7 protein-coding genes are annotated in these 15,355 nt (G+C 42.9%); all 7 read left to right on the top strand.

Annotation, left to right across the window (positions count from 1 at the left end):
* Positions 1 to 2,592: DUF4157 domain-containing protein (locus tag QUB16_RS02300; RefSeq protein WP_333313734.1), on the top strand; the 2,592-nt coding region annotated here is incomplete at its 5' end.
* A 160-nt stretch (positions 2,593 to 2,752) separates the two neighbouring features.
* Positions 2,753 to 9,313, top strand: coding sequence for an eCIS core domain-containing protein (locus QUB16_RS02295; protein WP_333313732.1), 6,561 nt, complete (start codon positions 2,753 to 2,755; stop codon positions 9,311 to 9,313).
* Between the two features lie 26 nt (positions 9,314 to 9,339).
* Positions 9,340 to 10,464 carry a YbjN domain-containing protein gene (locus tag QUB16_RS02290; RefSeq protein WP_333313731.1) on the top strand — a complete coding sequence of 375 codons (1,125 nt, stop codon included), beginning with the start codon at positions 9,340 to 9,342 and terminating at the stop codon, positions 10,462 to 10,464.
* A gap of 8 nt (positions 10,465 to 10,472) precedes the next feature.
* On the top strand, positions 10,473 to 12,881 hold the full coding sequence (locus tag QUB16_RS02285; RefSeq protein WP_333313730.1) for a substrate-binding domain-containing protein: 2,409 nt from the start codon (positions 10,473 to 10,475) through the stop codon (positions 12,879 to 12,881).
* A gap of 107 nt (positions 12,882 to 12,988) precedes the next feature.
* Positions 12,989 to 13,243 carry a hypothetical protein gene (locus tag QUB16_RS02280; protein WP_333313728.1) on the top strand — a complete coding sequence of 85 codons (255 nt, stop codon included), beginning with the start codon at positions 12,989 to 12,991 and terminating at the stop codon, positions 13,241 to 13,243.
* A 110-nt stretch (positions 13,244 to 13,353) separates the two neighbouring features.
* On the top strand, positions 13,354 to 14,175 hold the full coding sequence (locus QUB16_RS02275) for a phage tail protein (RefSeq protein WP_333313726.1): 822 nt from the start codon (positions 13,354 to 13,356) through the stop codon (positions 14,173 to 14,175).
* Positions 14,176 to 14,190: 15 nt separating this feature from the next.
* Positions 14,191 to 15,355, top strand: a 1,165-nt coding sequence (locus QUB16_RS02270; protein WP_333313724.1) for a hypothetical protein, incomplete at its 3' end; no start/stop codon positions are given.

The following is a 15,355-nucleotide window of genomic DNA, read 5'->3' as shown; positions in this document are numbered from 1 at the left end:
GAAGAAGAAGACCCGGCTCAAGCGAAGTTAGAACCCGTTCAGCGTACTGAAGGGGAAGAAGAAGACCCGGCTCAAGCGAAGTTAGAACCCGTTCAGCGTACTGAAGGGGAAGAAGAAGACCCGGCTCAAGCTAAAGGAGAATCAAGCCAAAAGGTTAAGCCAATACAAGCCAAGATTAACCTGGCTCCGAGTGGGAGTGGAAAGCCGATGCCGGAACCTGTGCAGCAGAAAATGGAGGGGGCTTTTGGGGCGGACTTTTCGGGCGTTCGCATCCACGAAGGGCCACAAGCGAAAGCCATTAATGCGATCGCTTATACCCAAGGGGAAAATATCCACTTTCAACCGGGAAAATACCAGCCGGATACTCAGTCAGGACAAGAATTATTAGGTCACGAACTAACGCACGTTGTTCAACAAAAAGCAGGGCGGGTAACAGTTCCCCAGGGGAAAGGATCTCCCATTAATGCCGATCCGGGGTTAGAGTCAGAAGCTGATATTTTAGGAGCCAAAGCTGCACAAGGCGAGCAGGTACAGGTAACGGGTGCGAGTTCGAGTCTCCAGCGCAAGGAATTACTTGCCCATGAACCAACTTATGTAGTTCAGCAAAGCAGTATTCCCATCATTCAACGCAAACTCACCCCCGAGCAAATCAAACACGCGAAGCGGATTCGTGACATCAGAATAAAACAAGGTTTTGATCTCGCTCCCCTTTCTCGGGAAGCCGCCAACAAACCTGTCGCCAATGAACCTGTCGCCAATCAAAAAAGTACCAAACCACCCGAATCTGATGCTAATCAACCTAGTGAAAAAGTTATTGAACCTGCACCTACGGCTAATCAAGAAAGAGAAAATCCTCATTTATCAGAAAATGAAAGTTTAAATCAACTTGCTGTTGACCAGCCAAGAGATTATGTGTATAAATATGCTGAAAATAATTGGTTTAAAGTCAAAAAGCAGTTCAAAGAGGGTTATTTACACCATGAAGAGTCTCCTCAGCAAACAAGCAAAAAAGTACCTCATGGAATGAAAGCACTTTTAGACGATAGGCAAGAGATTGTTAACAAGTTGCTCGGAGAGGTTAAAGGCCGCGCGCTTGAATACGAAAAGAAAAAACGAGGAGAAATTTGGGAGCAGCAATTTGGAAATATCGATAAAATGCCCGATGATAAACGTGGAGAACCTGTGATAAATAAGGCGAATTTTCAGGCAGAAGCCAAACCTTTAATCGCTAACGCTCCGGGTAGCACCAAACCCTCTTCCGATATTGATGTGAATATGAGTGGGGATGGCTCAGAGTTTGCAGTTTCTTGGTTAAATGAAAAGTTTAGAGAAGAATATGGTCATGGAAATGAATCAGGACAGGTTTATGATGTTAACTTTTATGGAAAAGATTTTGTTCCAGGAGAGGTTTTATTTGGAAAAACAGGCTTAAAAGACACGGGCAAACTTAATCGGGAATCTGTTGGGAAGGGTGAAAAAGAAGAAGATAAGTTTTATGCCGAAGATAAATGGCGTAATAGTAGTATAACAGATAAAAATTTACAAAAGGAAGAAATGGAGGATCAGACTATTGCTTCCTTAACCATGATGCGTGTAAATATGGAACACGACAAATCAGTGTGGGATGAATATGTTAAGAAAGCCAGCTTAGATCCTGAAATGAAAGCTATTTTAATTAAAGTAGAAGAGCGCTATGAATTTAGGAAAAAAACCATTGAGGCAGCAGGAACACAAATTAAACAGAAAGCCGAATCTGGTGAAAAAGGGTATAAGCTTGAATCTCTAAATAATATCAAAGATAAAGAATATGAGGAATTGAAAACGATGTCGGCTGAGAACCTTGCCTATGAAAATATGTTAGCGCAGGTAGAAACTGCTAGAGTTAAATATGAGTTATTGAAGGCTTCAAACGGAAAAACAGAAGATATTGAAAAAGCTGCTGTTGAACTCAAGAAAATTAAAACTCAGGCGACTATGTTTGCAAATGCGTCCTATTATACAGAAGGCGCGGTTGTTAGTATCGTCACCAATAAACAGATGTTAAGTCGGACTTATAAAAACAAAGAGGAAGATTTTAAGGATGGCACAGGCAAAAAAGCACTGAAAAAATTAGAACTCAAACCCCAAGAGTATTATCAATCCTTTAATGAACAAGTAGGGTTTGCTTTCCATGCTTTGAGTAAAGTTGAGAGCGTTAATTTTTATCGAGATATTCCTGAACCTGGTAAATATGTCCATAGAGCCTACAGTATGCTTAGACATTTCTATAGATCTTTAAAAACACCAGGAGGAGAATTACCTTTTGTAGAAGAACAAAGAAGAGCAGCAACTGACTGGGAAGGTGTTAAGCAAGGGAAAAAGCGTGTTGAGGATCAACTAGAAAAGGGGTATGTTGGTAAGTTAACTGATGCAGAAAAAAATCCAACAATAGATAGAATATTTTTAGCTTTTGGGGCAGCTACGGATATTAGCCCAGAGGACAAAATCGCTCTAGTCAAAGCTCGCTTGATGCAATTAAAGACATTGGCAGATCGAGAATATATAAATTATATGCAGCAGATGTTTAGTTCACCTGAGCAGTCTAATGAATAAGAATTCACTAGGCTAGATTAATATAGATTGAGTTGAATCAAAGACTTTAACAAAAATTAGACTAAAGTCTAATTCTGGGGTTGATCGCGATCGTGCTACTAATTATCTAATGTCCTCTTCTGCGCGAAAGACTTGAACACGGGATTAGAGAGGTTAAGCGATGAGCGTGAAGGCAACTCCCCAGATCCAAAAATCAGCAACACCGATTCCAACCGTTGCAACTCCAACGGCATTGGGGAGCGTGCGAGCCTTTACAGACGAAACAACAATTCAAGAGCAAGAGTCCTCTAGCACTGACTCGCAAGCACTAGCAGCAGCTTCACCGCCTCCAGAAGAAGGGGGCGAAGGCGATCGCACTCCTAATTCTAGCTACAACTTTAGTCGAATTTCTGTCGCTGATTATGTGCCTGCAACCGTGCAAACCAAGTTAGTTGTCGGCGCACCAGGGGATAAATACGAGCAGGAAGCCGACGCAATGGCGGATAAAGTCATGTCGAGCACCTCCTCCGTACAAAGGCAAGAGGAATTGGTACAAGAAAAGCCCGAAATTCAAGCTCAACCTGTAGCAGAAACCGTTCAACCACAAACCGACGAAGACGGCACAGTTCACCTTAAACCTATAGCAGAAACCCTTCAACGCCAAACCGATGAAGACGGCACTGTTCACCTTAAACCCATAGCAGAAACCCTTCAACGCCAAACCGACGAAGACGGCACTGTTCACCTTAAACCCATAGCAGAAAACTCCCAAAAAACAGAAGCCGAGTTGATTCCTGCAACAGTGCAAACCAAGCTTGTTGTTGGATCTCCTGGAGATAAATACGAACAAGAAGCCGATCGTATGGCAGATCAAGTCGTCTCGATGAAAATTCCTGTTCAGAAACAAGAAGAACTCACCCCAACCCAGCCAGAAATTCAAACAAAAGCTTTAGCAGAAACCATTCAGCGAAAAGAAATAGAAGGAGTTGTTCACCTCAAAGCTATTTCCAACCAAATCTCCCCAGAGATACAGCTAAAAATTAAGCAGTCTAACTTGATTTCTCGAAAAGGAAATGGTGGATTTACGGCTAGTGATAGCATCGAAACTCGTCTAAAAAGTAGTAAAGGAAGCGGTCAACCGCTACCTGATGAAACACGAACTTTCATGGAAGATCGCTTCGGAAATGACTTCGGCGGGGTAAAAATTCATACAGGTTCCGATTCCGTCCAATTAAGTAAAGACCTCGGCGCTCAAGCATTTACTCATGGGCAGGATGTCTATTTTAATTCTGGTAAATATTCTCCCAACACCGACGAAGGGAAAAAACTCCTCGCCCATGAACTCACCCACACGATCCAACAAACGGGACCGAAAATTAAGAAAAAAACCCTCAAACGTTTGGAGAAACCGAATAAAATTCAAGGGAAAGAAGATTCATATTTCACCGAACCGAGTTTATCCCAGGTCGATCAAATTTCAAGGTTAAAAGTTGGGCTGAAAATTCAGTCAGCAAGTGAAAATAACAAAGCGCCTGAAGCTTCAGATAAAGATAAAAATCAGGACAAAGATAAAGAGAAAGTTCAGGATAAAAAAGAGGAAAAAACCGATAACCAAAACCCAGCATCCCCCCCAAGCAAGGCGAAGGGGGATGAAAAAGCTGAGGATAAAGCTGAGGATAGAACTGAAAATCAAGGAGGTGCAGAAGGCGCTACAGAAGGCGCTAAAGAAGGCACTGTAGCAGGCGGTCAAGAGGCAACCGTTGAACCTGTTACTATCCCCCAAGATAAGGGAGAAACGGCGCCGAATTCTCCCCAAGAAGATCCGGCTTTTCAAGCTGTTGTGAAACAGTCGGAAAATACGGCAAAACAGTACAACCAGCACCAGCCTTCGCAGGTGAAAGCGAATGAAGCGCAACAAGCTGCAGAAGATCCCAACAAGCAAAAGCGGGATGCTGAAGCGACTAAAGTGGAAGAAACCAGTCAACAGAAAACTAAACCGTTTGATCGCGCTACTTTTGAGAAAGCAATTCTCGATAAATTGGGTTTGGCTGTTCCGAAAAATCTGGAGCAAGCCAATAATTTTTCTAAAAATAATAAATTAGGTGAAGTTCAAGGAGAGTTAACTAAAAAAGTCGAACAAAATAAGCAAGAAGCTGCGGGGGGACTGCCCCAAGCGAATAAAACTCCGCCAGACCCCAGTGCCAAACAACCCAAACCTGTTGAACCTATTCCCGATATTAAAGAGGATATTGGCAAGCAGCAGCCAATTATTGAAGCAGATAAGGCTGTTCCCAAAGAAAAATCGGACAAAGAAATTGAGGCACCTTTAAAACAAACGGCAGAAAATTTAGATGAAACGTTTGGGGAAGTTCAAGCCAAGTTAGTTGTCGGTTCTCCTGGCGATAAGTACGAACAGGAAGCCGATCAAATGGCTGAAAAAGTGATGGCTATGCCGGCGGTGGAAACAACGGAGGAAGTTGAACCCGCACGGGGCGATCGCCATTCCCAACCGGAGATTCAATCCCAAACTGAACCCGCCAATAATAATGCTAATAATAATCAAGATATTTCTCCTGCGGAAACGATAGAAAACGAACGGTTACTCGCAGAAAGTATTCAGCGATCGCATTTATTAATTCAACGAAAAGTTGCCCTAGAAGCTCAACAAGTTGAGCAACCGCATAAAGAAGTTCCTCTCAATACAAATCGCCTGGAAACCTGGGGAGAAATGGGGGGATCTCAAGCCATTAACGCTTTAAAAGACACGAAAAAACAGTCTACAGAAGGGCCGAAAGAATACCGCCAACAAGAAGAAACACAAGTAACAACGGCCCGGGGTGAAGCGGTGGGAATGGCGGATCAAAGCAATCAAGAAATGTTTAACGATCGCACCGCCAGCATGACGGAAGTGGCGACAAATCAGGAACAAACTAAAACAGAAGATGAGAAAAAGCGGGAGAAAGTTACCGCAGATATTGAGAAGATTTATAAGCAAACTAAAGACTCGGTAGATGGGAGACTGAAAAAGTTAGATGCCGATGTCGATAAAGAATTTAAAAGGGGTTCGGACATAGCAAAGCGGAAGTTTGAAGGCTATGTAGCCGGAAGAATGGCGGCTTATAAAAGGGAACGTTATAGTGGATTGAAAGGTAAGTGGCGTTGGGTTAGAGATCTGTTTAAAGGATTGCCCAATGAAGTTAATAGTTTTTATGAAGAAGGGAAAAATATTTATCTTGATGAGATGAAGAAAAGCGTCTCAAAACTTGCTGAAATTGTTGAAACTGGACTCAACGAAGCGAAACAATTGGTAGATAAAGGCCGACAACAAGTCAATGATTATGTAACATCTTTGCCGGAAGATCTCAAACAAGTAGGGGCGGAGTCTGCGGCTGATATTCAGTCAAAATTTGATGGTTTAGAGCAAAACATTCACGAGAAACAGGCGACTCTGGTTGATTCTTTGGCTCAAAAATATCAGGAAAATCTCAAGGAATTAGATAAGCGAATTGAGAAACTCAAGGAAGAAAATAAGGGTTTAGTTGATAAAGTTCTGGATGCGATCGCCGATGTGGCTAAGGCTATCATTAAAGCGGTTTTAACTCCCATAAAATGGCTTCTAGAACCTTTGATTGGGGGGATAGCAGGTAAAGTTATTGATGCCATTATTAACGATCCGATTGGATTTATGAAAAATCTATTTAAAGGGATTGGCGATGGTCTGAAACAATTTGTTAACAATGCTGGCAAACACCTCTTAAATGGTTTAGTAACTTGGCTGTTTGGCAATATTGGTAGCGATCTAAAATTACCAAAAGAGTTTAATTTGAAGGGATTTTTAGACCTCCTTTTGCAAATTTTGGGTTTAACAACAGACAATATTTTTGGGATAGCCGAACAGTTTTTGGGTTCAAATATTGTTGGACTGATTAAATTTATTATTGATTTTGTAATTCAAAATGGAACCGATAGCCTCAAGGTATTGTGGGATTTAGTTAAAGTCATTTCCCAAGTGGGGATTGATGTGGTTATGATGTTAATTGAACAAGGGGCTGAGGCGATTGAGTCCTTACCTGAAACCGCCCAAAATATCTTTAAATCTTTGGGGGTTAGCGTTGAAACCCTAATCGGTTTTGCGGGAAATATGCTCAGTTCTTTGGGTGGAGATGTATTTGAATTGGTGGGCGGTTTGGGGAAAGGGGCGAAATTACTGTTTGATTTCTTTTCAAGCTTAATTAAAGACGGTTTATCCGGGATTTGGAATTTTATGAAGTCTTCAATAGGGACTTTAAAAGAAATTTTTATGAAAGACCTCTCAGAAATGCTGATTGTAGAGGTCGTCAAACAAGGGGTAGTGTGGCTGATTGGGATGCTCAATCCCGCCTCGGGTTTGGCTAAAATTGCTAAAGCTATCGTTGATGTGGTGCAGTTTTTTATAGAAAAAAAAGAGCAGATTAAAGCGCTGGTAGACTCGATTTTAAATACTCTAAAATCAATCATTGACGGCAATCCGGGCGAGATGGCAAATATGATCGAGACGGCTTTGGCGAATGCTATTCCGACTTTGTTAGGGTTCTTAGCATCGGTTTTGGGAATTGGAGGTATTCCTGCTAAAATTCAAAAGATTTTTACCAAGCTAAAAGAACCTGTTACCAAGGTTGTTACAACTATTTTTGACAAAGGAAAGGCATTTTTTAAAGCCATAGGAAAAGCGGTTAAAAAAGGATATAATAAAGCCAAAAAAGCGGTCAAGAAAGGATATAATAAAGCCAAAAAAGCGGTCAAGAAAGGATATAACAAAATCAAGGGTAAAATTAAACAAGAGTTAGGAATAAAAGATAAAAAGTCAAAGGATAATGCTAAAAAGCGCCTAGCTACGGCTCAGAATAAAACTCAGGAACTGGTGAAAAAAGTTCGCGATCCCAAAGAAGTTGAGAAACAATTGCCTGCGATTGCTTCTCAACACAAAATCGATGAGCTAAAGGTCAAGAAAGGAGGTGTTTTTGGTTCCTCCAGTAAATACGAAATCGTGGGCAAGACCAAACAACTGAAAGCCCCCGCCAAGACTAAACCAACGAAAGTGCAGCGACAAATTGAACCAGGCACTAAAATTTTACAATTTAAAAAAGAGAACCCTTGGAAAAATCCGAAAAACCAACTGATTGTTAAAAGCAAACTGAAGGGGGATAAAAAAAAGGCGAATTTCACCCTAAAAGCCAAGGTACTAACTTCCAAGAAAGTTCTGAAAGATTTGGCGAAAAAACTGAAGAAATTAGTCAAAAGTAAGGTAAAATACAAAAATGTAGAGAAAGGTTTGCCCGAGTTAAAACAGCGCTATCAACTCCAATCTCTGACCATTGCTCCGGAAAATAAAGAAAAAACAAAATATCAAATTCAAGCGATCGCTCCCAAAGAGGAATCAACCCAGGCTCAACGGGAAGCGATACCGGGAGCGACTTCGACGGTTGATGGTACCGGCGTGGAAGAAGCCATTCAGCGATCGCAAGGTAAAGGGCAACAACTTGCGCCAAATGTTCGCGCCCCAATGGAAAATGCCTTCGGTTTTGATTTCAGCAGCGTTCGCATCCATGCCGATACAGAAGGCGATCGCCTCAGCCGTTCTCTGGAAGCTCGCGCCTTTACAACGGGCTCGGATGTGTTCTTCCGTCAGGGGGCTTACGCGCCCGAAAGCCAAACGGGTCAGAGACTCCTCGCTCACGAACTCACCCACGTTGTTCAACAGTCTGGCGAGTCTCCCCAAGTTGCTCCCAGCAACCCTTTACTATCCCGTACAGTACAGCGAGTTAGTGAAGAAGCCCCATCTTTTGTACAACGCGAAGCTGAGGGCAATTCTAATGGCAACGCAGAGGTGAAAAAGGCTGAGAGAAAAGCACTGGCTATAGGTGCTGTGGCGGTTGGCGCATCAATGGCATTGGATTACTTCACCTCAAATTCCAATGTAAATGTTAGCTCGAATATTCAAGGAAACAAGCTAACAATGAAAGTAAAAATCGAGCAACCAAAACAACAGGAACAACAGAAGAAAAAACAAGCTGGAGTAGAAGATAATCAAGCTTTACCGGACGATTTAGTTTATGATATTGTGAAGTTAATCCAGCAAATTGTTAATCAATACCCTAACCCTGACATCGTACAGAAAAAACTGGATAGAGTTGCTGTAGACTTTGATTTAGAGTTGCTTAAAATTGTGGGATCAGCTACTATTGGCGATAGCTTTACCTACGATATTCAAATTAAAGGCAGACCACAAAAGCCTCCACAAGAGGATACAGCAAGTTTGGCAAAAAACCTAGAGCGTTTAACTCCTCAAACAGAACCAAAAGCTGAAAAAGGTAAATCTGAAGGAGGCAGCTTGTGGGGTTCCCTGTTCAGCAAAAATTCTCAGCCCAAATCAGACGCTAAAACTAAAGAACCTAGCCTAACAAAAGCATCTGAAAAACCACAGATGCCTTCTGCTACCACAAACGGTAAAGACCCGAAAGTGAAAGCAGGTCAGCCTGAGAAGCAGGAAACAACACCAAAAACAACTAAAGAGCCAGTTGTCAAAGAGGAAAAAGAGAAGAAAGCAACTGAAGAACTTAAAGAAGAAGCAAAAACTTCTCAAAAACCATCACCTAACAAGGCTAGCACTGAGGCTAAACAGCCTCTAGATGTTAATACCAAAGTCAAGCGAACTGACCCTGCGACTGTAGAAATTTCCGTCAGGGCCGATCGTAAAAAATAATCATGAATTGCTGACAGGGAAAAACTATGAACTCTTACCCAATTAATCAAGAATTAACTTTCTATTCTGCTGATGGCAACCCTGTTCGTGTTCAGGGAATCGCTCTAACACTGACTGAGAAAGATGGAGAAATTCTCCGATGCCGTTTGAAATTTGCAACCCACGAGCAACTTTACCAATCCCTATTAAAAAACTCACTGTTTAACTTGAAATCAGAATTAACATTTTCCATAAAGACAGTTGAGTTTTTACCAGAAATTCCTATCATTTTAGAAATTGAATTGCGACCGGATTGGTTAGTCAAACTGAATCAGGAAGGAAAAAAAACAGAAAATATTATTGATTTCTTGATAAATTTAGACTTTTCTGATGATGTTACTCAAGCTTTTAATTATACAGAAAATTGGTATTGTTTATCAGTAAAACAACAGCAAGAAACAGAAAAAGTAGGATATCGAACGTTTTGGGATCACCTAAATCTGAGCGAAATCAATGAAGCCCTATCTACAGGAAATAAAATTCTTGAATCCTTGTCTAGTTTTATTCAAGAAAAAACTGAGAGTTTGACATCCCAGTTGGACACCCTAAATTCTAGCAGCGAAGAGTCTTCCGAAAATCTGATTCAATTTATAGGATTATTAGAAAAACTTGACTTTAACAATTCCTCCCAACCTCAGCCTATTTCTGAAGTGATGAGAGAATTTTTTGATGAGGACGATTGGAACTTTGTAGAACTTGAGGGAGAGTCTGTTCTGCAAATGGGATTTGAGGGGGAAAATGGACGCTGGACTTGTTATGCGTGCGCTTTTGAAGAAGCTCAACAATTCGTGTTTTATTCGGTCTGTCCTTTAGCAGTATCCCCCGAAAAAATCCTAGCAATGGCAGAATATTTAATGAAGGGAAATTATGGTTTAATAGTTGGTAATTTTGAGTTAGACTTTATAGATGGAGAGATTCGCTACAAAAGCAGTATCGATGTGGAAAATGAGAAGTTAACCACAGGACTCGTCAATAATTTAGTTTATGCAAATGTCTTAACAATGGATAAATATTTGCCAGGAATTATCGCCATTATCAACGCTCAATTATCCCCTTCGGAGGCGATCGCCCTCGTTGAACATCAGCTCGAAAACCAGACAGAACAGGAGTAAAATCAACAGTGACACTTCCTAAATTTCAACCCAAAGTACCCCGCCGCACCCTCGAAGAAATTAAAAGGCAGGGGAAGTGGACGCTTGGCAGTAGGCTGAGCTATGCGACTTATTATCTGCGGTACGGCATTTATAATATAGTGCCACCTCCCCTGCGTTGGTTCGTTCCTTTTATTCAGGAAGATATCAAGGATTTATTCAGACCTGATCCAGAGGAAGAAACAGCCCCAGAAGAATTTCCCATGACCGTTGCAGGGGAGAGTAGGGAAGAAGTTACAGCCGAAAAGTTGACTATTTATGAAAAATATCGCTGTCCTTTCAATAACCCCCTAAACTGCCAAGAAGCCCAGCAAACAGTTACAGAAAATCCTAAAGCAAAAGCTTGCCGAAAATGCGGCTTCCCGGCTTTGTTGCCGAACTTGGGAGAAATTCAAGGAAAGCGGGGACGCTACCGCATTGAGCGCCTTTTAAACAGCCGAGGAATCGGGCGGCTCTATGCTGGCGTACAATTAATAGAAGACCGACCTGTTATTATCAAAGAATACTTGCTACCGAAACGCTATTTTAATGAAAAAGAAGCGATTCAAACACAACTTAATTTTGAGAGTTTGGGGGGGTTATCTTTAGCAGACGGCCGCTTGCAGAATGGCAGAATTGCTGACCCTATAGAAGCGATCGCCGATCGCGATGACAGCGAACGCTGCTACCTGATTACAAAAGGCAATATTGACAGCTATTCTACCCTGAGTACCTACATCGCCCGCAAAGGGGCAATGTCACCCAGGCAAGTGCGGCATTTACTCAACCAAGTCTTGCAAAGCTTAGAATATTTGCACGGCCAAAAATTCCGCTTGCCAAACGGTCAAATTCAAGCAGGCATTGCTCACGGCCACCTCAGCCTCCAGAGTTTGCTGATCTCCCCCCAGGAACAGCTATATTTCCACGATCCACAATTTCTCGTTTACTTGTGCGACCTGAATTTGTGGGAACATTTGTTTGAACCGCCGCCAAAAGCAACCCTGATTTCCACACCGGCCCAAGACTTAAAGGCGTTAGGTTATGTCAGCTTTTACCTGCTAGCAGGAAACACAGCTCATGACGGCCGCCCCCTTGACCCCAGATACAATCAAAACTGGGGCAACGTTGATATTGCCCTCCAACTATTTTTGTTTCGCCTGCTGGAATTAGACGTACCCTTCGCCAGTGCAGCAGAGGCCCGCCGCGCCTTGTTAAATTTGCCCCCAGAAGCAGAATTGCCAGACGCCGGAGTGGAAACTGCGATCGCCCCTGTGCCAGAAAATAAGCAGCAGAGGTACTGGTGGCGGTGGTTGCTGCTTTTTCTCGCCCTCGGCTTGTTGGGTGGACTCCTAGCGTGGTGGTTCTCCCGGCGGCAAGTGACGGTTGCCAGCAGCACTATCCCCACTTGCTGTATCAGCGACGTGCCCGCCGTTCCCAACGGGAAATTTACTTACGCTGCCGAACAGAAAGGCATTTGGAACTATATCCTGCGGCAGCCTAACTTGATTCAAAAAGATAAAACTTTAGAAGCGGAACTGCTAGAGAGGCGGCCCCAACTCCAATTAAATTATCGGCCGCAGCCCACGGGGAAAGACGCGATCGCCCAAGTCCGTTTAGAACAAGTGGACTTTGCAATCAGCAGCCTCACGACCAATCTGAGTACCGATCTCAAGGCGAAAACCTTTGCCTATGACGGTTTGGTCTTTTATGTCCCTTTCAGCTACGAACAGCGCGATCGTTCCCTACCAAAACATCTCAACGGGCGAATTAGCTTTAAACAGATCCAACAGCTATACACCGGAAAAATTGCCAACTGGCAGCAGTTAGGAGGGCCCGACTTGCCCGTGCGGCTGTACATTCCCCCCAGTGCCGAGGCTGTCGGCATTTTTGAGCAGCGGGTCCTCCGAGATGAGGAACTGATTGCACAATTTAGAAATCTGGTGCAGTCTCAGGCTAACTCTCTGGTTTCCCGCAAGAATGTCCCAGAAGTTTTGCAAGTGCCTACCATATCGGCATTGCGGAATGCCCTGCGAGACTTTGAGAATGACCAAATTGGCGCGATCGGGTTTGGGGCGATCAGCCAAGTATTCGGGCAGTGTTCCGTTTATCCGCTAGCGGTGGGCGATAGCACTAACAACTTCGTTCAGCCCCTGGTTCAAGACGGGGGTCGCCCCATTGACCCCGCAACCGATTTGTGCAACCAAAAAGGAGGCTACCGCCCCAATTACCAAGTATTTCAGAGCGATCGCTATCCCCTTGCCTATCCCCTCGCCGTGATTTTTAGGCGCGACAACCGCCGGGCTGCGATCGGCGATCGCTTTGCCGAAATCTTGAAAACGCAAGAAAGCCAGCAGTTGCTCACCAAAACTGGTATTGTCCCACTTCCCACCAACAGGTAAATGCTACTGGACAATAGCAAACATTCGACCTTTGGTTAATACCGTTCCTTAGAGGTGGTTCTCTATAGTGGATCTAATGGCGAGGTACTTTCTGGAGACTCTTGAGCATGAAATTTAATCAAGGCGAAACGCCTTGTTGGAAACCGATCGGCGATTTAACTGTTCCTGCTGGCTATGCAGCCTCAGCCAAGATTCAGAGCGATCGGTCTGACAGCGACTCTCAAGCAAATTTTAACGACCTCTGCAAACTTGCTGAAGAAATTATGAGCGACCCTTTGAAAATGCGAATGTTGGGCGATCGGGTTTACCAGCTTCTCTTAGACGATTTGCGCTTGCAAAAAGAACGTAGTAGAAGTTATTGAGGATTAGTGACAGCTCATCTTTATCATATTCTGACCAAACCTTTCTCCATCAATCCCCAATATACTTTTTCACATTTACCACATTTTTTTAGCAATAAAACCTTATATCTATGGCTCAGCTTAACCAAAATCAGACCCCACAACCGACTCAAGAACTCACTACTCAAAAAGAACTTGAGAAATCAAGGCTCGATTTAAATAAACTTGAGCTGGAAAGTGGGCAGCTTGATAGTAAAAGTACGGACTATAACCAGAAAAAAGACGAAATTGAGCGAAAGAAAAAGGAGCAGCAAAATAAAATATCTAGTCTGGAAAATAAGCTAAGAGAAGAACAGAAGGAGTTGACTCGTGATAATCTCACTAAATATGTTAACAACAAAGAGAGATTATCAAATATAATTAATGAACAAATAAAAATTAAAAAATCTGAGGATTCTCATAGAAAAAGTTACATTACAGTAAATCGCTTTTATATTGAAATAGAAAGCGAAGTGAGAGCATCTTTTACCGAATGTTCAGGTTTAGGAGTCAATATAAAAAAAGAAACCTACTTAGAAGGGGGAGTCAATGACCAGCAAAGAATAGTTTTAGGTCATGCTGAATTTACCGATGTCACCCTAAAACGGGGTATGACCGACGATTTAGCATTTTGGGGATGGATTACCTTTGCTCTAACAGGTCAACCTAGCAGCCGCCGCAATGTCAATATTCTCCTGTTTAACCAAGCCGGAGAAACCATGATGTGTTGGACACTAATAGGAGCAATTCCGATTAGTTGGAAAGCCCCAGGCTTTCAAGCGGACGGCAACTCAGTTGCCATTGAAGAAGTAACTTTAGCTTATGAAGGTTTACAAGTAAAAACCGCTCAAGGCAGTGGCGGTGCAACAGTCGGTTTAGGAAGAGATTTATTGGGTTTTTTCCCCAGTCATTAAACAGGTGTTTGAGCGATGTCTGAGCCTCTGAAAAATCAACAAAAGGATGAAAATAGGGTAGAGGTAGCTCCTAAAGAGGAAGCCTTGGGAATTAAACACCCCCTGCTCGCTCCTAATCCTTTAGGAAATAATTTTTTGTATGCTAAATTTTTAGATCCTCTTGGGTCACGCTCAATTAACCTGATTAATTGGTCATTAACGGCTCCCAATAAAAACCTATTACAAACCTCAGAAGGTGAGGAAAATTGGCAGGATTTCTCTACCAGTGAATTTCAGCCACTCACTCAAAACGTATTAACGGAAAGGGAAGCCACCGAGCCACCAGCAGAAGCCCTTGTTCCCCCTTTAGTTATTAACAAAGAACCAGCAGAAGCACCTGTTTCCCCTTCAGTTATTAACAAAGAGCCAGCCGAAACTCTCGTACCCCCTTCAACTATTGCCGAAACCCCAGCAGAAACACCTGCACCGCCACCATCAACGGTGGTACAAACCCAAATAGAAACTCCCCCTCCTTATCGCCTAGAACCGAGAACGCGAAAAAACAGCCCCACCGCTAAAAACACAAATTCCCTATCTCATTTCTTCCTACAAAAGTCTGAATTTCCCAGAGACAAAAGGCGCGAAAAAACTGCTGTTGGAGAGCCTGAAAAACCAACAGAAAGCCCTGACTTATCAACAGTAGGAGACACGCTCCAAAAATCTTCATTAAATGAGGAGATGAGAGAGGATACTCCCACGGGAGTAAACCGCCGAGGTATCGAGGATGTGGGGGAAAGTATCGGAGAAATTCCACAGGGTGCAGTTGAAAACCAACGACAAACTCCTGCGATTCAAACCAGGCGAATTGCCGAGGAAAGAGAAGCCGTTGACTCAAGCAAAAATCAACGTTTGCAAGAGTTTAGTAGTGAGGAGTTAGGTCAGACTTCTCAAGCCAATTTACAAGCGAATGAACAAACCATTTCGATTCCCAACGTCCAAAAACAGAAAAACTATTTAGACGCAATTCCCTCACTGATTCAACCATTAACAGTAGCTAACGAACCAACGGCTGGCATCCCCAGCGTCCAAAAGCAGGAAAACTATTTAGACGAAATTCCCTCACCGATTCAACCATTAACAGTAGCTAACGAACCAACGGCTGGCATCCCCAGCGTCCAAAAGCAGGAAAACTATTTAGACG

The organism is Microcoleus sp. D3_18a_C4 (genome assembly GCF_036702415.1).
Taxonomy (GTDB): Bacteria; Cyanobacteriota; Cyanobacteriia; order Cyanobacteriales; family Microcoleaceae; genus Microcoleus.
Note: the sequence above shows the minus strand (reverse complement) of the source record. Positions and strands in the feature narration are given on the sequence as shown.

What these genes read in the sequence shown, in the direction of transcription:
- QUB16_RS02295 (WP_333313732.1), top strand. Translation starts at nt 2,753, where the DNA reads ATGAGCGTGAAGGCAACTCCCCAGATCCAAAAATCAGCAACACCGATT.
- QUB16_RS02290 (WP_333313731.1), top strand. Translation starts at nt 9,340, where the DNA reads ATGAACTCTTACCCAATTAATCAAGAATTAACTTTCTATTCTGCTGAT.
- QUB16_RS02280 (WP_333313728.1), top strand. Translation starts at nt 12,989, where the DNA reads ATGAAATTTAATCAAGGCGAAACGCCTTGTTGGAAACCGATCGGCGAT.
- QUB16_RS02275 (WP_333313726.1), top strand. Translation starts at nt 13,354, where the DNA reads ATGGCTCAGCTTAACCAAAATCAGACCCCACAACCGACTCAAGAACTC.